Consider the following 16,925-nt stretch of genomic DNA (forward strand, 5'->3'; position numbering starts at 1 on the left):
ATTCAAACAACTCCTATTTCTTTTTATTTAAGCTCTGCGTTAAACGGTCTACGATAATCGCAAAGATTACTAAGCTTAATCCTGCAACGAAGCCGTTGCCGACCTGTGCACGCTGCAATGCAGATAATACTTCTCGCCCAAGTCCTGGCGCACCAATCATCGAAGCGATAACGACCATAGATAACGACAGTAATACTGTTTGGTTAATACCAGCCATAATTGTTGACTTGGCAAGTGGCAATTCAACCTTAAATAATTTTTGTCTACCTGTACTACCGAAAGAATCGGATGCTTCCACAAGCTCTTTTGGCACTTGGCGAATCCCTAAATTCGTGAAGCGTACAGTAGGGGGAAGGGCGAAAATAACCGATGCGAATACCCCTGGCACGACGCCGATGCCGAAAAAGGCAACCGCTGGAATTAAATAAACGAAGCCAGGCATTGTTTGCATAAAGTCTAAAATCGGTTTAATAATATTTTCAGCCATGCTATTTTTCGACATTAAAATACCGATTGGTACACCTAATACAATTGCGATAATACTTGAGAACAGAACGAGCGTGAAGGTATTCATTAATTGTTCCCATAATCCTTGATTGTAAATAAACAGCAAACCAATAATTGAGAAAATCGGTAAGCCAAATTTTCTTCTCGTTGCGAAAAAGGCGAGTATGGCAATGAGTAAAATAAAGACAATTGGCGGAACCATCGTCAATAAGGCAGTCACACTTTCCATGACCGTTTTACCGCTCTCTTGTACTATTTTAAATAGGCCAGAAAACGTGCCAGTTAGCCATTCCATAGCCTTTTCAACAGCATCTGCTACTTGTAGCTTAGGTATGTTATTCATTCAGCTCACCTCCTTGTGATGATGAGGCAAGTGATTCGATAATGACACCGCGGATTAAAATGCCGCGCAATTTACCCTCATCGACAACCGCAACAGGTGTTGGGCTATCTGAAATAATTGGTAAAATATCCTGAATTAACGTCGTTGAATCGACGATAGGCATATCTGTTTTAACGAAAGACTGTACCGACTTCAAGCCATTTTTAGCGCCTTCTAGCGCATCATTTGCTGTAATATAGCCTTTGAAATTACGTAGCTTATCAACGGCGATTAAAACGCTGATTTCTTCCTCACGCATACGTTTTAAAGCAACGGTTGGACCGTCATTTTCAACGTTCACTGTCATCGGACGTACCATGACATTTTCAGCTGTTAATACTTTCGAACGGTCAACATCCTCTAAGAATGTACGGATATAATCGTTGGCTGGGTTCGTTAAAATTTCCTCACCTGTGCCGATTTGCATAATTTTTCCGTCCTTCATAATAGCGATGCGATCACCGATACGCAATGCTTCATTTAAATCATGGGTAATAAAAATAATTGTTTTTTGAACGTTCGCTTGCAGCTCTAATAATTCGTCTTGCATATCTTTTCGAATTAATGGATCGAGTGCAGAAAAAGCTTCATCCATTAATAAAATTTCAGGATCATTGGCAAGGGCACGTGCAAGACCTACACGCTGTTGCATCCCACCTGATAGCTGGCTTGGATACTGGTCTTTATAAGCCAATAAGCCAGCATTTTGTAAAGCCTTTTCTGCTTTCAATCGTCGTTCCTCTTTTGAGATGCCTCTTACTTCTAGGCCATATTCTGTGTTTTCAAGAATCGTGCGGTGGGGGAATAAACCGAAGTTTTGGAACACCATGCTCATTTTTTGACGGCGAATATTTTGTAGCTCACCTTTATTTAAAGCCGTAATATTTTGCCCATCAATATAAATTTTCCCACTAGTTGGGTCGATTAATCTATTTAACAGACGGATCAGCGTAGATTTCCCGCTACCGGAAAGCCCCATAATAACAAAAATTTCACCTTCATTAACGGTGAAATTCGCATCATATACACCGACCGTTGCACCTGTTTTTTCAAGAATTTCCGTTTTGCTCTTTTGCTGTTCTACGAGCTTTAAAGCATTCGCAGTTTGCTTACCAAAAATTTTGGTGACATGCTCTATTTTTAATTTTTCCATCGTCTCACTTCTTTCTTCTTCGTTTCTCGGCATAATAAGTGAACTTTTTCAATGTTATATCCTTATTCCCAAATAAGTAGATATTTAGATTTATCGTAACCGACAACTTAATTTTAACAATAGGTTGTTACTTTTGTCAAATGAATGTAACCAATTTGACAAAAATGACAACGACAAAAAAATGCAAGGAAAGCAGTGATAACAATGCTTTTCTTGCACTTCGAAGAAAAAATTAAATTTGTAAAAAATCCTTGACTTTGACGATCGCTTCATCATCGCCAATGAAATAAATGACATTGCCAATATTCAGTGTTGCATAAGGTCCTGGCGATAAAATTAAATGGTCATCTTTGCGAATCGCAATAATCGTTGCGTGTGTATTATGCCAAAAATTAATTTCACTTAAATTCTGGTCTAAATATGGACATGCCTCTGTAATTTCAAGCTGAAAAGGAACGAAAGGGTTAATGGAGCGGAAGCGCTCTGTCCGGTTGACTAATTCCTTCGCTGTTTCCTGCATAGTCATTAAATCGCTAATTTGCTTGTCAATTGCTTGCTGTAATGAAACTTGTAGCTCTCGAACCGTTTGCACGCCTTCAAGACGTTGAATGAGCTTGACCGCATTTTCATAGGAGGTGATGACAACACCACTGCCCTTTGTCGCTTCCACAATTTCTAAATCCTGCAACACCGCTATTGCGCGGCGGGCTGTTTCTGCTGATACACCATATTGTGATGCGAGTGATGAACGCGCATATATTTTATCACCAACAATATATTTTTTTTCCACAATTTTTGCCGCAATATCTTCGGCAATCGTTTGATAGCGTGGCTTTTTAATTTGCAATTTTTTTGTTTCCATCGTGCTTGCCTCTTTCATAGTATGCTTCTTCCTATAGTATATCATTGCTACTGAAAGCGCACGTATTTGTTATATAATAAGAAGGGGTGATTTTCCTATGGAGCAAATTGTAGAATGGTTAACATTATCAAAGCATACCGTCGTTTTAACAGGGGCAGGCATGTCAACGGAGAGTGGGCTAGCCGATTTTCGCTCGAAAAGTGGCTGGTGGCAACAGATTGACCCACGCACTGTCGCAACAACGGAGGCGCTCACTTCGAATTATGCGCTGTTCCAGCAATTTTATGCGGCTAGAATACAAGCATTAGAGGATGTGAAGCCACATGACGGGCATTTTATTTTAACGAATTGGCAGCGACGTGGACTTATCCAGCATATTGCTACACAAAACGTTGATGGGCTACATACGTTAGCAGGTAGTGACAATGTAGACGAGCTGCACGGCTCGATTCGCTCAGTGCGCTGTCAAAAATGCGGTCAAGCGGCTGAAATGCAGCATTTTTTAGCAAAAGAAGCATGTCCCTGTGGTGGGAAATTGCGTCCGAATGTCGTGCTGTTTGGTGAAAATTTGCCACAGGGGGCATGGAATCATACATTGTCCCATATGAAGGCAGCACAGCTTGTTATTGTGATTGGCACAAGCTTAGAGGTATATCCAGTGAGTCAATTGCCACACATGACAAACGGCAAAACAGTCTATATTAATCTGGAAAGTGGGCAAAGTCATTTTGATCTAACAATTGAGGGCAAGGCAGGAGAAACATTAAAAATAATCGATGCGTTGCTTAAGCGTGATACAATATAGAACAAAGGAGCGGATAAGTATGTTAAAAACAACTGTATTTGAGCAATTAAAAATAGCGATGAAAGAAAAGGATACGCTAGCAAAGGGTGTATTAACGCTTGTTAAATCAGCATTAGACCTTGCGGAGAAGGAAAAGGGTAGCGTTTTAACAGCAGAAGAGGAGATTGCTATCGTCAATCGCGAAATTAAGCAAACGAATCAAGCGTTAGAAGGGGCACAATCGGCAGGAAGAGAAGATTTAATTGACAAAGAGCAAGCGAAACTAGAAATTTTAAAGCGCTTCTTACCAAAGCAATTAACAGAAGAGGAAATCGTTGCACAGCTGACAGCAGCAGGCGTTACAAAAGGCATGAATATGGGCGATGCGATGAAAATTGCCAAGCCACTTTTAGCAGGCAAAGCAGATGGTGCGTTGATGTCGAAGGCTGTGAAAAGCTTGATTTAACAAGCTAGCATTGACGATGAAAAAAATAATTTCATTTTTAATCTTGGTTTTAATAATTTTTGTTGCTGGATTAATGTATTTGAATAGGAATCAATCTTTAATGAATTTAGAGAATTTTCCATCTGAACATTCAATTGAAGGTGCTGCGTTAACATCAATTGAACATTTTTCTGATAAAGATGCCTATCTCTATCATTTAAATGATGATGAATTTGTGATGCTATTACAATTGTTATCACAGGCATCTGTAAAGAAATCGTTTGGCGCCCAGGAGGCAACAGCGGAATATTATTTAATTATTAGCTCAAAAGAAAAGGATTATATTTTTCCTGTAAACGATAATAAAATGAGTATTGGCTTTAATCAACTATACGAGCTTCAGGATCATGCTTTAACAGATTTTCTTGATGCAATAGCTAATAAAAATAGCGCTTCACAAACATAGTGAGGCGCTATTTTTGAATATTTAATATGAAAATTGACTTAAAATCTGCTTTAATTGCTTGCTCAACGTCTGTAGCTCATCTGCGGAACGTGCAACGCTTTCAATCGCTTTATGCTGCTCATCTGCAGATGCGGCTACCTCCTCTGTTGTTGCGGCGGTTTGCTCTGTAATCGCGGTCATGCTTTCAATTGCAGTAGCTGTGCCGTTCTGCAAACTCGTAATGTTATGCATGCCTTGTGAAACTTCCGAAATAGAGTGCTGAATCGTTTCAATAGATTGGGAAATCGTTTGGAAAGCTTGCTCTGTTTCGATTGTCACTTGCTCCTGCTTGCCTGCAATTACTTGCGTTTGCTGGAGGGCAGTAGAAGCATTTGTTGATTCCTTCAGCATGAGCTGAATCATCTCGCGAATTTGCGTTGTCGCATTGGCAGATTCCTCGGCTAGCTTTCTTACCTCGTCTGCCACGACCGCAAAGCCTTTGCCATGCTCACCAGCACGTGCCGCCTCAATGCTTGCGTTCAGTGCAAGTAAATTCGTTTGGTCAGCGATGCCAGAAATAACATCGGTCACAGTACCGATGCTTGTTACCTTTGCAAGCAACTCACTCATCACGGCATGGACATCTGCTAGCACCTTTGTAGAGGCAGTTGCGGTATCGCGTAGCTGCACTACTTGCTTCATGCCTTCTACACTAGCGCTCGTCGCTTCCTGCGATTGTGTCAGCATGCTCGCCGTCACTTCAGCAACACGCTCTACTTGATGGGATACTTCCTGTACTTTTTCATTTGTTGTTTCAGCATCGATTGCCCCCTGAGAAGCGCCTTTTGCCATATCATGAATCGCATTTGTAATATTCTCAATAGATACGGTCGTTTCCTCTACAACAGCGCTGACTACATTCGATGTTTCGACAACCTCTTCAGCTGCGTTATCTACAGATTGCACAAGTGAGCGTAAGTTTTCCTTCATCGTATTGACCGATTGACCTAGCTTACCTAGCTCGTCCTGCTGGTTTAGCTGTAGCGCTTCACCCGCAAGATTACCACTGGCAATTTGCTCTGTTTCACGCATAATCATCAAAATAATTTGGACAATTCGCTTGATCACGATGATGCCAATGCTCACAACAATCGCTAGCGTAATGACTAAAGCAGCAATCATTACAATGTTCTTCCATTGATTATTTGATTGTAAGCTTTCGATTGATTGTTGGGCAGTGTTATCAATTAATTGCTCAATTTCATCTAAATTGCTGCGTGCCATTTCAAAGGTCGCATCAATTTCCTTGACCGCTAAAGTGGACTGCAATGCTTGACTTTGCCAGTGTGTAAAATTTTCATTAAAAAGATCAAAGTTTTGGGCCATTGTTTGGCCAGATTGTTCATGCATCAATGTAGTAAAGGCATCTGTTCCTTCTAGCAATTGACGTGCCTTTTGGACACGCTGCGTTACCTGCTCAATATTTTCCTCGTAATCCTTTTTATTCGCATCAATCTCTTGATTGCTTGTGCTCTCAAACATGCGAATAATTGCTAGATTTGCCTGATATAAATCACGGTCTGCCTCAATCAAGCTTGTTTGGGCAGTGTATACCTCATCATATAAAATTGTTTTTAAATGCGTAAAGCTTTGCTGACTTAGCAGCATATTGACGATAAATATGACAATTAGCAAAATAATCGGCATGGAAAATAGTAAACCTAATTTTGTACGAATAGACCAATGTTTCATTATTATCACCCCTTCAATTAACTAAATAATAGCATATTTATAATAGAATAAAGGATAAATATTCTAAAAAACAGCATAAAAAAAGCATGCAATGCTTGCTATATTATGCTATACTATTGGCAATTCGAAACGGAAAGGAAGATGGGTGGCCGATGTTAAACTAACCTGATTTTTTACACATGATGAATCATTCAGCATGAAAAAAACAGGATTAGTCTGCCCATTTTCCATAAATGATTGTTTTTCTGCCTATGCGGAAAAGCTTATTTGTTGCCGACTAATCCTTCCATTACGGGAGGATTTTTTTGTTCTCCTAAAGCTTAAGGGGGCATTTTTATGATAGAACTATTAAAAATACATGATGTGACACTTGAATTCGAGCAAGTTGTTTTATTGCAAAACGTGCGATTATCGTTAACAGAAGGTGATGTTGTTGGCATCGTTGGCAAAAATGGTGCAGGCAAATCAACTCTTCTGCATTTGCTTAATGGTGATATGGAGCCAAGTACAGGCACTGTGCAATGGCAGCGTCATATAACACCGCTCTACATTCAGCAAGAGCAGGAAACGTATGATGAAACGTCATACGCCAATGCTGAGCTTTTAGCGAAATGGCATGTACCTGACAATGACTATGCGACATTAAGTGGCGGTGAAAAGCTGAAGCTGCGCCTTGCAGCGGGATTTTCAAAGGCAAAGGACTTACTTTTATTAGATGAGCCAACAAACCATTTAGATGATGCAAGCATTCAGCTATTAATCGAGCAAATGAAAGCATATAAAGGAACGATTGTCGTTGCGTCGCATGACCGAGCGTTTTTAGATAAGGTTGCGACAAAAATTTGGGCGATTGAAAATAAAGAAATACGTGCATATCACGGCAACTACACGCATTATAAAAAAGTCCGTGCCGATGAACGAAAGGCACAGCAGCACGCCTATGAGCAGCAGCAAAAGAAAATCGAGCGCATTGAGGGGCAGCTAACAAATTTAACAAGCTGGTCAAATAAAGCGCATGCGCAGTCAACAAAACAGGAAGGCTTTAAAGAATATCACCGTGTGAAGGCGAAGCGTACGGACTCTCAAATTAAATCAAAAAGAAAACGCCTAGAGCAGGAGCTAAAGACGGCAAAAGTAGAGCAGGTAGCAAAGCCGTATGAGGTGCAATTCGAAATTCATGCAACAGCGAAGCGAGGCAAGCGCTTTTTAGAGGCGACAGGCATTGAAAAGCGTATTGGGAACAAGCTGTTATTTAAAGCACAGCATTTCACAATTATGCATGGTGAAAAAGTGGCGCTTATCGGTCCAAATGGTGTGGGCAAAACGACTTTTTTACAGATGGTGATGGGGAAGGAAGCCTATGACGGCAAGCTGTGGCTCTCACCGACCGCATCCATCGGCTATTTATCGCAAAATGTCTTCGATTTGCCGTTAATGCAAACACCTGCGCAAATGTTCCATCGTGCTACCTTTGAGGACAGAAGCGTTGTTCAGCATTTAATGAAGCAGCTTGGCTTCACGGCGGTGCATTGGGAAAACCCAATTGATACGATGAGCATGGGCGAACGCGTCAAGCTAAAGCTGATGCAATTTATTTTGCAAAATAAAGATGTGCTGCTGCTAGATGAGCCAACAAATCATTTAGATATGGAATCACGCGAGCAGCTAGAAGCAACATTGCAGCAATTTACAGGAACGATTTTAGCGGTGTCACATGACCAATATTTTTTACAGCAAATCACGGATGAGCAGCTTATCATTGAAGAGAGCAGGTTAAAAAAGCATATCGTACAGCAGGAAATTCAGCAGGACAATAGCGCAGCATTATTAGCATTAGAAACAGAGCGGCAGGCTGTCTTAGGGAAGCTAAGCCTTGCACAGCTTGGCTCTGAACAATATATGAAATTAGATCAACGTTTTAATGAGCTGACGAAGGAAATTAATGCGTTGAAAATTAAATAAAGACAGAGAGCCTAATTAGGCGTCTCTGTTTTTTCTTTAACTACACCTTGGCAACAATTCACCCTTCAGTAAACTAAATCTCTTTATATAACAGAAGATAATTATAAATAAATTTAACATGGATAATTCATCAACTTCTTTTTACAACTCTTCTATAACAATTAATCTATCATTATAATAAGACAAAATTTTACTTTTCAATTCTTTTCGATATCTTTGAAAAAATAAATCATGCTGATAATACGATAATCACTATAGGTACTAATTACATCAAGCTATTCATGATTAAACTATTAATGAAAACATTTATTGCGGTCTTAATCTTCTAATTTAACAATTGATAAAGGTGACAGAAGTGAATTAATTAATTCAGAACTAAATGTTCACTTCATTCTGCTCCCATGAATTACGATTGACAGCCTTCACGTTCTCCTCTTTCTTACATTTTAAAAAAACTGCCCTTCAAAAAGGCAGCCGATTATTTAACAAAAGTATACGTTTTTAGATTTTAAATTATTTTCAGTTTTAAGAATATTCTACCCAAACTTTATATCTCCTATTATTATCATTATCCCTCATAGTTTTCGTAAAAACTCTGAAGCCTTTCATCCCAGCAAGTCTAAAAGCTAAAGAATAAGCTACCTTATAATCTGGTGTGTCATAACCATCATACAGTCTTGCATACATTTCATTTCCTATTGAATCAGCCCATACATCTGCTTCGTATAAACTATCAAATATAGTATCTTCTATCTTCCATCTAAGTGTCATCTTTTAGCCCCCATCTAGAAAATTTAATTTACTCTACATTTAAAAAGATATAATATGTTTCATTTTTTCTTAATTACTATTATAGCTGAGTCAATTTCATAAATCGATTTTTTCAAGAGCTTAAACTGCTCCTCTGTTAAAACTTACGTTTTTAAAAAATTATGCAGCTGTCTGTTTTCCTTGTAATTGTGTGTTGATACGATCAACTACTAATTTGCAGGCGTTATAAATAAACGTCACCAGATTGAAATGGAACTTAGCCTTTTTACCAGTTCTGTGACGAATGTTGTTTAATTGAAAGAATTGTTTTAAATAAGCATTTACACGTTCCACTGCCGTACGTTCTTTGTAGAGTTTTTTCCACAATTCGGAGCCTCGTGCTGGATATGTGTACTTTCGAATATTAGTTTCACACTTGATTTTGAAGATCTTTTGACAAAGTGAATCTTCTCGTAACGGACACGTTGCACATTCTTTTGGACGAGTGAACTTAAGTGTTTGGTACTTTTCGTCAAAGCTGTCGTAACAGTAGCTGTGTTCACGCACACACGTTGGTCGAAAGTGTTGATCAAAGCCAATCATGTCTCCTTCTCGACGGACGTTATATGGAATAACAGCACGCATTGTTTGATGAAGTGCTTGGCGATAAATCGGTTCATAGTCATAACCGGCATCAAAAATAGCCGTTGTAAAATGATTGGGAATCAAGTTTGCTACCCTTTTAAGTAATGGAATAACGGCTTTACTGTCATGTAAATTCCCTGAAGACATCAAGCGAGCAACAATATATTGGCTTTTTGTTGAAACGGCTAAATGGCCTTTAAAGCCGTACCAGAACGTATTTTTACCATCACTATTTTTCTTGATGCCCCAGTCAGGTGCTATCGGAATGTCTTGCCAAAGTGTTTCTGCTGAAATCGTTAATTGCGCCTCCAACTTCTTTTCATAAGTGGTTTGATTCGCTTCGATTTCGGCTTGTTCAGCTAACCAGGCAGCGTGTTCTTCTTTCGTTTTACGACCCCGTTTTTTCGGGGCTACAGGTTCTTTTTTTTCAGAAGGTTTTGAGGCATCGCGTGATTCGAAATGTGTCGCGTCGAAACCAAGGTGTTCATCACATAAAAATCCTTCAATAAAGGCTGTTTGAATGAGTTCATCTTGCATCGTGTCCATTATATCGGACTCACTAATCACGCGAATCATTCGTGAATAGGATGCTTCGGATGGAACAGAATCTGAAATAAGAAAACCGCAATCCAGACGGAATAAAGGGTCGTTGACTAAACGTTTTACTAAGTCCTTTACTGTTGGAATGCGTTCTATAATCCGAATGATGAGTGATTGAATCATCGCACCATAGTTACATTCACGTGGAGCACCACGCAATGTCTTTTTTGAAAAGAGATGAAAGATTGGTTGTACATCGAAAGTAGAGAAAATCGCATCAAATCGGTGCGAGCTTTCCATATCAAATAATTCTTGGATGTCAAAAAGACTAATTTGTTTTATAATAGTCATGAGGCATCATTCCTTTCGGTGGGTTGTTTAGTCACTACCATTATATCGAATTTGGGGAGGTGCCTCATTCTATGGGGAAAATGAGCGCAGAAGATAAATTAGCAGCGGTTCATACATAAATGGTCACCGCCACAATTAAAGGCTCAATTCCTAATTCTCTGGAATCAAGTCTATTTTTTTATATGATGAGATTTTTTTAGAATAGTGATTTTATCTTTTCTTTTATACTGTTAATAACCTTTTGACCAACGTTCTCTTCTGTAAGTGTCATGTCCCATATTACGGCATGAGTTATTGAATCTGCACTGTCACTATTTATTTTTATTGTTAAATTATTCACTTCATTAAGAGGGACTTCAAACGACTCTATGCCATTTTTTCCCCTTGTAGTGGTTAACCCTACCGAATAAATTACTTCTCCATCGCTGATGAACTCTATTTCAATACTCTTTGTGCTTGTAGCGTTCAAAACATCGTCAGGTATTGCAACATAACCTGTCATATATTTATATTTGCTATCTAATAGGTACACGAATTCATTGGTTTTTGTATGCTCTCTATCAATTAAATTTAGTTGTGGGGCTACTTCGTTTTGGCCAATTGTAAAAGTGGACAAGTTTTCATCCCATTGGATAGACTCATCTTCTTGTACCAGGTCATTCAGGGCAATAATTTTCCCTTCGCCTTTTTCTAAATATTGATTAATACCGCCAACAATTATTATTGTTCCAAGGGCAAGCACCATGGAAAGTAATACGATTTTGATAACTCCTTTTAGATTATCTCGGTTATGAGTGACGATTCGCTGTGCTGCAAACCCTACTGCAGCACCCAATGAATTTATAATAATATCATTTATATCAAAAGCTCCTAAATGTGTAAGCATTTGAATCGTTTCAAGAATTGTTATTGATACTATAAAAACGACGATAAAGCGTTTAAAACTACAACGAAACAGGAGTGGAATAATCACGCCAAAAGGGATAAACGCTAAAAAATTCCCGTACTCAAAAACCCAGATTTGAAAGCCTTTTCCTATTGGATAATGCAATGGGATTCCTTCAGGTATTAGATTGTATCGTAAGCTAGAGTCTGTCCCCAGTAGACCTCTATTAAAACCTAGATATAAGAAATAGAGGATCAAAGCTGTATATAATGTTAACAGCACAATTGTGATTTTACGTAAATTTACTTGTTTCATAAAATGTCCTTTCTTTTCTTTGATGTAAAAGATTGCATCTTACCATTTTAAGTATGAAGTTTCAATAGGTCTTCCACTCTCCAGCAAACCTTATGGATTCCTTGCCTTGCATAAAAAATCGTTGGCATGATACTTAACAGTAAATAAGAGAAAGAATTTCTAGTAATGAAATTCTTTCTCAATTTTAAAATCTATATGATGAAACGTATAAAAAGATTAACTAATTTTTTTGATTTTTTAAACCCCATTCACATAACTGTTCCAAAGCCGGTAATAGGGATTGTGCTTTTTGTGTAAGACTGTACTCTACTTTAGGTGGGACTTGCGGATATTCTTTTCGTACAATCATGCCGTCTGCTTCCAACTCTTTAAGCTGTGAACTTAATATTTTGAAGGTAATGGTCCCCAATTTTCTTTGCAATTCATTAAAGCGGACTGTTTCGTTTTCTGCCAAAATATAAATAATTAGCATTTTCCACTTACCACCAATAATTGATAATGTATAGCCAAAAGGTGTCTCTCGAACGTTGCCCTTCTCTACATAGTCAGACATCCCCATCTTTTTACACTATCCTTTCTAATAGTACCTATCAAAAAAGTGCGTACTATTTTTTTATTTATGACTATTTTATATTTAACCTATTCTCAAGTAAAGCACAGTGGTGTAATGTCAACCATTAAAAACAGTAAAATTGGAAATTCTTCAGCACTGTAGCGACTGAATCATCCATTTTAGGCGCACTTAAATAAACCTCACGTTTTTTAACTATAATTAGTTAAAAAATGGAAGTTTTGAATCAACTAAAGAAAAGTGAGAAATCGTTCGTTATTCTCTCCTTTCTTCTTTGGGTGTGTACAACTGTTTCGTGCGTAGTAGCGAATGCACGAGTCGCACAAGTTTTCTAGCGGTTAAGACGAGAGCACGTTTGTGTTGATGCTTGGTTACTTCATGGTATTTCTTTTGATAAAAGGCTTTATATTCGGTGTCATGTTTTCGTATGGCGTCTGATGCTTGCACAAGATAGTAGCGTAAATACTTATTGCCGGTTCGCATGCGGCTGGTGTTTTCAGACTCATATTCGCCTGATTGATATTGTGTCCATACTAAACCTGCGTATTTCGCTAAAGCGTGGTGATCATCAAATCGATGAATATCACCAATCTCTGCGATTAAGCCCGCTGCGTACACGGGACCGATGCCTTTTACCGAAGTTAATGTTTGTGGAATGCCCTTCATCATGCGTTCAATTTCTTTATCTAAACGCTTTACTTGGCTTTCCATGTGTTGAATCGTACTTAAAATAACGGATAAAGAGAGGTTGACAGGGTCTGCCATCACTTTATCTAATCTGTACGAATTGCGTGCAAGCTGCTTGAGATATTTCGCAATCTCTTCAGGCTCTGCGAAACGATTTCTGCCTTTTTCTTGGAGGAATTCCACCAGCTCTTCTAAAGGTATATCAGCAATAATGCCAGGATCCAGCTCTTCAATGACGGCGATACTTGTCGCACCGAATGTGTCTGAGAACGGATTGTCCTGGCGTAAGCCGCTAAATTTTAAGTACAGTTGATTTAACATGTATGTTTTATTACGCGCAATTTCATGAACTAAATGGAAGCACGTGCGTGTTAAACGACGTAATGCATCGTAAATTAAGGTTTCTTGCATTTCATGTGGCAATCGTCCAAAGCGTAGATGATCCGCAATAACCCAGGCGTCTACTTTGTCGTTCTTCGGTAAAGCATTTGAAGTGAATCCTTCAGGCACGAAATTTGAGCATGTTGTAGTAGATAAGAAATAATGAAAAAAGCGGCGTCTGATATTTTCAGACGCTATTTTTATGTGGAAGCAATGGATTTTTAAATTTGAATAGCCATCTTACGACTTATGCTCTCCATACCTAAATGCTTGTAAAAATCAATAGCATTTGTATTGAATTCCCAAACATTGAGCTCTATAGATGTGACATTCATAGTTTGTGCCCAAGTGACACAAGCTGTAAATAATAATTTCCCAACCCCTTGTTTTTGCACATTCTTTTTGACACCAAAATCATGGATATACGCATATTGACGCTGAACTAAGGAATCAAAAGGTGGGGCGGATTCAATGCTAATGACAGCAAAGCCAATGACAACTTCTTTATTTTTAGCAATAAAAACCATGCTATTTGAACTTTCAAGTAATTCCTTGTAATAAGCTTCTGGCATAACAGATGCTACACGTTTAAAAACAGTTGGAACCTCTGCGACATGTTCGTCATGCCCTTCTTTTACAAGGGTATTGATTGCTTGATAATCCTCTAATGTAGCGCTACAAATTGTCACCATAAAATTCCCTCCAATAATTTTTTTATCAACTATAGCATCCTGTACTAATAAATGGAATAACTTTATTGTTGACATATAACCAAAAGGTGTTATATATTTGTAACACCTTTTGGTTATACTTTTAATAGGGGGAATTAAAACAATGACAAACGATATTATTAAAACGGTATTATTAAATGCACCGATTACGAAGGTTTGGAGCATCGTATCAACGGCAGAAGGAATTGGCGCATGGTTTATGCCAAATGATTTTCAGGCGATTGAAGGGCATCACTTTACAATTCAATCACCATTTGGACCTTCGCCATGTGTAGTTGAAAAAATAGAAGCACCACATTTCCTGCGTTTTGCTTGGGATGAGGATGGCTGGTATGTGACATTTGAGTTAAAGGAAATGGACGAACAAACAGAGTTTATATTAACGCATGGCGGTTGGAAGGAAGAGGGGCATATTATTCCGAAAGCTAACATGTCTGTTGAAGCGGTGCGTCAAAATATGGATGGTGGCTGGACAGCGATTGTTGGTAAAAAATTAAAAGAGGTAGTGGAGGCGTAATGGCACAGCCTGCCGAAAAATACGATGTATTCCAAGCGATTGCTGATTCGACGAGACGCGATATTTTACAGCTATTAACAAAAGGAGATCAGCCAATTGCCGCTATTTCTGCGCAATTTCCGATGAGTCGCACAGCGGTTGTCAAGCATTTAACCGTGCTGGAGCAAGCCTGTCTCGTCGCTACTGAGAAAAAAGGACGCGAAAAAATTTATACGCTTCATGTAGAAGGCTTGAAGGAAGTTGAAGATTGGTTGCAATATTTTGAGCTATTTTGGGATAATAAATTGTCACAGCTACAGCGTTTAGTGGAGGAGCCTTGAAATTCTCAAGGCTCTTTTTGAATTCGCACATCCGATTACATAAATCACAGTTCTTTTTCAATTAACGCAAAATAATTGCTTTCCTCATCCGCGAAGTTAAATAATCTCCCTGATGGAATAGTTACTAAATCGCCAACTGTAATTCCTTTTTCTTTAAATTCCTCATACAAAGCTTCCACATTTGTTGCATAAAACATGATGGAAGGTGTACCCAAGTTTAACTCAGGCTGCATTTTAGCAATGACCGCTTTATTATGAAGGATAAAAGAGGTTTGTACATCTTTTGAAGGTGCAATTTCAATTATTCGCATACCATGACTTTCCTCGTCCTGTATAACAACAAAGCCGATTTTTTCTGTCCAGAACTTTACCGCTGCATCCTGATTGTCTACATAAAGCATAATTTGTCCAATTTGGTGAATCATCGAATTCCTCCTTCTCATCAATTACATTCATTGTACCGCAAATGACTACTAATTGAAATTTGTAGCAGACCTTTGAACAAAAAAGCAAGATGGATTATGATTAGTGTAGAGATGGAATAGGGAGGCTTAGCAATGGATGTGTTAAATGTTTTAGATAAACTTGATCAAATTGAAATATTGTTTGAGCCAATTTATAGTGCAGATGAGCATAGTGTTGCCGCATATGAGGTGCTAGGGCAATTAGATGACAATGTCAATTTAAAAACATTTTCTAAAAGTGAGGAAGTACCAGAAGAAATTCGTGCAGAAGTTGAACAGCTTGTGATTCGAGCGTCTCTACAAAAGGTAGGGCAAAATATCCAAGATGTTGATTTATATATACCTTGTAACCCCAATTTGTTGATGCTTGATTTTGGTGAAAGTTATTTCGCTTTATTAAAGGAAATGCTGCCAGAGCATTTATTATCGCATATTGTGCTAGTAATTAGTGAGCATCATTTTAGCGGAAATATAGAGCAATTACATCATGTCGTGAAATATATGAAAACATATGGCATTAAGGTGGCGCTTGATGATATTGGTCCACACAGCAATTTGAACCATATCCTTTTGCTAGAGCCTTACGTGTTAAAAATGAAAGTAGAGCAATTAAATTACAATCACTGGAGTACACAAAACCATGTTTTTTCAACGCTTCGTACATTAGCTTTAAAAATTGGTGCATCCTTATTAGTAAGCGATATAGATGCAGCGTACCAATTGCAACATGGCTGGAAAAGCGGTGCACGTTATTATAAAGGAGCCTATTTAGATAAGCCTTTGAAAGATTTTATTGCACGTGATACATTGAAATCGCGCTTCCATGATGAATGTCAGCAATTTATTTTAACTGAAAAGAAGCTGTTAGAGAAAAAGTATGAGGCAATGAAAACATTAGAAAGAAAAATCGTTTTAGCGGTGGAGCAAGTAGAGCCAACGAGTGCCAATATCGATAGCTTATTAAAGTTAGCGGAAAAGCTGCGCCCTTATATTTTTCGTTTATATATTTGCGATGGGGAAGGGTTCCAAACAACGCCGAATATTATGTTAATAGAAGGAAATTGGCATATTCAAAAAGAAGCAATTCATAAAAATTGGAGCTGGCGACCATATTTTTTACAAAATTTAATTAAAATGCGGCACGATGGGCAAAATAAATTTTCCGAAATATACAGCGATATTGAAACGGCAGAGTTAACGAGAACTTATTCAATGGCATTACCTAAAAACGAATTCCTATTCGTCGACATCACGTATGACTATTTATATGAGAATAACATTGTAAGTTAATCGAATTTTTGAACTTATAATACTTTCCTTTTAAGGTGTTGAAATTGCTGAATAAAAGGGCTAATATAGTAGGGAGAGATTTTTGTCGAAAATATGTCGACCTAGCGTAAGTATTAGTGAAGTATATCGTACTTCTTTTTTATTTGCCTTGCGCTAGTATAATACAATTAAAGGGGTTTTGATTT

Annotated in this window: 17 protein-coding genes and 1 pseudogene; 7 read left to right on the forward strand and 11 right to left on the reverse strand. The window is 38.2% G+C overall.

Annotated elements, in window-relative coordinates; genetic code table 11:
- Positions 1–13 precede the first annotated feature (13 nt).
- The 3 genes from M3Z76_RS12430 to M3Z76_RS12440 all read right to left on the reverse strand — a co-directional run bounded on the left by M3Z76_RS12430 (position 14) and on the right by M3Z76_RS12440 (position 2,904).
- Positions 14–850, reverse strand: a complete 837-nt coding sequence (locus tag M3Z76_RS12430) for an ABC transporter permease (RefSeq protein ID WP_293929599.1) — start codon at positions 848–850, stop codon at positions 14–16.
- A complete protein-coding gene (locus M3Z76_RS12435; RefSeq protein WP_293929598.1) occupies positions 843–2,042 on the reverse strand; it encodes a quaternary amine ABC transporter ATP-binding protein in 1,200 nt (399 codons plus the stop codon). The genes M3Z76_RS12430 and M3Z76_RS12435 overlap by 8 nt, the downstream gene beginning before the upstream one ends.
- A gap of 232 nt (positions 2,043–2,274) precedes the next feature.
- Positions 2,275–2,904 carry a GntR family transcriptional regulator gene (locus M3Z76_RS12440; RefSeq protein ID WP_293929597.1) on the reverse strand — a complete coding sequence of 210 codons (630 nt, stop codon included), beginning with the start codon at positions 2,902–2,904 and terminating at the stop codon, positions 2,275–2,277.
- Between the two features lie 97 nt (positions 2,905–3,001).
- Between M3Z76_RS12440 and M3Z76_RS12445 the strand changes: the two genes are divergently transcribed.
- The 3 genes from M3Z76_RS12445 to M3Z76_RS12455 all read left to right on the forward strand — a co-directional run bounded on the left by M3Z76_RS12445 (position 3,002) and on the right by M3Z76_RS12455 (position 4,599).
- Positions 3,002–3,709, forward strand: coding sequence for an SIR2 family NAD-dependent protein deacylase (locus tag M3Z76_RS12445; protein WP_293929596.1), 708 nt, complete (start codon positions 3,002–3,004; stop codon positions 3,707–3,709).
- 19 nt (positions 3,710–3,728) lie between these two features.
- Positions 3,729–4,154: a GatB/YqeY domain-containing protein gene (locus M3Z76_RS12450; RefSeq protein ID WP_293929595.1), complete on the forward strand. Its 426-nt coding sequence runs from the start codon at positions 3,729–3,731 to the stop codon at positions 4,152–4,154.
- A gap of 100 nt (positions 4,155–4,254) precedes the next feature.
- Positions 4,255–4,599: a hypothetical protein gene (locus tag M3Z76_RS12455; RefSeq protein WP_293929594.1), complete on the forward strand. Its 345-nt coding sequence runs from the start codon at positions 4,255–4,257 to the stop codon at positions 4,597–4,599.
- Positions 4,600–4,620: 21 nt separating this feature from the next.
- On the opposite strand, the gene M3Z76_RS12460 is transcribed toward M3Z76_RS12455, so the two are convergent.
- Positions 4,621–6,330: a methyl-accepting chemotaxis protein gene (locus M3Z76_RS12460; RefSeq protein WP_293929593.1), complete on the reverse strand. Its 1,710-nt coding sequence runs from the start codon at positions 6,328–6,330 to the stop codon at positions 4,621–4,623.
- A gap of 336 nt (positions 6,331–6,666) precedes the next feature.
- Between M3Z76_RS12460 and abc-f the strand changes: the two genes are divergently transcribed.
- Positions 6,667–8,292 (forward strand): ribosomal protection-like ABC-F family protein, encoded by a 1,626-nt coding sequence (gene abc-f, locus M3Z76_RS12465; RefSeq protein ID WP_293929592.1) that lies wholly within the window; start codon positions 6,667–6,669, stop codon positions 8,290–8,292.
- Between the two features lie 525 nt (positions 8,293–8,817).
- Here the strand turns inward: abc-f and M3Z76_RS12470 are convergent.
- The 6 genes and pseudogenes from M3Z76_RS12470 to M3Z76_RS12495 all read right to left on the reverse strand — a co-directional run bounded on the left by M3Z76_RS12470 (position 8,818) and on the right by M3Z76_RS12495 (position 14,110).
- Positions 8,818–9,063 carry a hypothetical protein gene (locus M3Z76_RS12470; protein ID WP_293929591.1) on the reverse strand — a complete coding sequence of 82 codons (246 nt, stop codon included), beginning with the start codon at positions 9,061–9,063 and terminating at the stop codon, positions 8,818–8,820.
- 159 nt (positions 9,064–9,222) lie between these two features.
- Positions 9,223–10,578, reverse strand: coding sequence for a transposase (locus M3Z76_RS12475; RefSeq protein ID WP_295656517.1), 1,356 nt, complete (start codon positions 10,576–10,578; stop codon positions 9,223–9,225).
- A 196-nt stretch (positions 10,579–10,774) separates the two neighbouring features.
- Positions 10,775–11,779 (reverse strand): VanZ family protein, encoded by a 1,005-nt coding sequence (locus M3Z76_RS12480; protein ID WP_293929132.1) that lies wholly within the window; start codon positions 11,777–11,779, stop codon positions 10,775–10,777.
- A 220-nt stretch (positions 11,780–11,999) separates the two neighbouring features.
- Complete coding sequence (locus M3Z76_RS12485) at positions 12,000–12,338, reverse strand: winged helix-turn-helix transcriptional regulator (protein WP_126992084.1); 339 nt, start codon at positions 12,336–12,338, stop codon at positions 12,000–12,002.
- A gap of 267 nt (positions 12,339–12,605) precedes the next feature.
- Positions 12,606–13,523 (reverse strand): annotated as a pseudogene (locus M3Z76_RS12490) (IS110 family RNA-guided transposase); the annotation flags it as partial.
- A gap of 116 nt (positions 13,524–13,639) precedes the next feature.
- Entirely contained in the window at positions 13,640–14,110 is a 471-nt protein-coding gene (locus tag M3Z76_RS12495; RefSeq protein WP_293929126.1) for a GNAT family N-acetyltransferase, read from the reverse strand.
- Between the two features lie 142 nt (positions 14,111–14,252).
- Here M3Z76_RS12495 and M3Z76_RS12500 point away from each other — a divergent pair, with 142 nt between their 5' ends.
- Entirely contained in the window at positions 14,253–14,666 is a 414-nt protein-coding gene (locus M3Z76_RS12500; protein WP_293929124.1) for an SRPBCC family protein, read from the forward strand.
- Positions 14,666–14,986 carry an ArsR/SmtB family transcription factor gene (locus tag M3Z76_RS12505; RefSeq protein WP_293929122.1) on the forward strand — a complete coding sequence of 107 codons (321 nt, stop codon included), beginning with the start codon at positions 14,666–14,668 and terminating at the stop codon, positions 14,984–14,986. The genes M3Z76_RS12500 and M3Z76_RS12505 overlap by 1 nt, the downstream gene beginning before the upstream one ends.
- Before the next feature lie 44 nt (positions 14,987–15,030).
- Here M3Z76_RS12505 and M3Z76_RS12510 read toward each other — a convergent pair whose 3' ends face one another.
- A complete protein-coding gene (locus tag M3Z76_RS12510; protein WP_293929121.1) occupies positions 15,031–15,411 on the reverse strand; it encodes a VOC family protein in 381 nt (126 codons plus the stop codon).
- 132 nt (positions 15,412–15,543) lie between these two features.
- On the opposite strand from M3Z76_RS12510, the gene M3Z76_RS12515 reads away from it, so the two are divergent.
- Positions 15,544–16,740 (forward strand): EAL-associated domain-containing protein, encoded by a 1,197-nt coding sequence (locus M3Z76_RS12515; protein ID WP_293929120.1) that lies wholly within the window; start codon positions 15,544–15,546, stop codon positions 16,738–16,740.
- The last annotated feature ends 185 nt before the right edge of the window (positions 16,741–16,925 follow it).

It is taken from the genome of Metasolibacillus sp. (assembly GCF_025291715.1).
GTDB lineage: Bacteria > Bacillota > Bacilli > Bacillales_A > Planococcaceae > Metasolibacillus > Metasolibacillus louembei.

Bases quoted from the DNA above. Each gene is read 5' to 3' on its own strand.
- M3Z76_RS12470 (WP_293929591.1), bottom strand. From the start codon at position 9,063: ATGACACTTAGATGGAAGATAGAAGATACTATATTTGATAGTTTATAC.
- M3Z76_RS12495 (WP_293929126.1), bottom strand. From the start codon at position 14,110: ATGGTGACAATTTGTAGCGCTACATTAGAGGATTATCAAGCAATCAAT.
- M3Z76_RS12480 (WP_293929132.1), bottom strand. From the start codon at position 11,779: ATGAAACAAGTAAATTTACGTAAAATCACAATTGTGCTGTTAACATTA.
- M3Z76_RS12440 (WP_293929597.1), bottom strand. From the start codon at position 2,904: ATGGAAACAAAAAAATTGCAAATTAAAAAGCCACGCTATCAAACGATT.
- M3Z76_RS12475 (WP_295656517.1), bottom strand. From the start codon at position 10,578: ATGACTATTATAAAACAAATTAGTCTTTTTGACATCCAAGAATTATTT.
- M3Z76_RS12455 (WP_293929594.1), top strand. From the start codon at position 4,255: ATGAATTTAGAGAATTTTCCATCTGAACATTCAATTGAAGGTGCTGCG.
- M3Z76_RS12510 (WP_293929121.1), bottom strand. From the start codon at position 15,411: ATGATTCACCAAATTGGACAAATTATGCTTTATGTAGACAATCAGGAT.
- M3Z76_RS12445 (WP_293929596.1), top strand. From the start codon at position 3,002: ATGGAGCAAATTGTAGAATGGTTAACATTATCAAAGCATACCGTCGTT.
- M3Z76_RS12515 (WP_293929120.1), top strand. From the start codon at position 15,544: ATGGATGTGTTAAATGTTTTAGATAAACTTGATCAAATTGAAATATTG.
- M3Z76_RS12435 (WP_293929598.1), bottom strand. From the start codon at position 2,042: ATGGAAAAATTAAAAATAGAGCATGTCACCAAAATTTTTGGTAAGCAA.
- M3Z76_RS12430 (WP_293929599.1), bottom strand. From the start codon at position 850: ATGAATAACATACCTAAGCTACAAGTAGCAGATGCTGTTGAAAAGGCT.
- abc-f (WP_293929592.1), top strand. From the start codon at position 6,667: ATGATAGAACTATTAAAAATACATGATGTGACACTTGAATTCGAGCAA.
- M3Z76_RS12460 (WP_293929593.1), bottom strand. From the start codon at position 6,330: ATGAAACATTGGTCTATTCGTACAAAATTAGGTTTACTATTTTCCATG.
- M3Z76_RS12505 (WP_293929122.1), top strand. From the start codon at position 14,666: ATGGCACAGCCTGCCGAAAAATACGATGTATTCCAAGCGATTGCTGAT.
- M3Z76_RS12500 (WP_293929124.1), top strand. From the start codon at position 14,253: ATGACAAACGATATTATTAAAACGGTATTATTAAATGCACCGATTACG.
- M3Z76_RS12485 (WP_126992084.1), bottom strand. From the start codon at position 12,338: ATGGGGATGTCTGACTATGTAGAGAAGGGCAACGTTCGAGAGACACCT.
- M3Z76_RS12450 (WP_293929595.1), top strand. From the start codon at position 3,729: ATGTTAAAAACAACTGTATTTGAGCAATTAAAAATAGCGATGAAAGAA.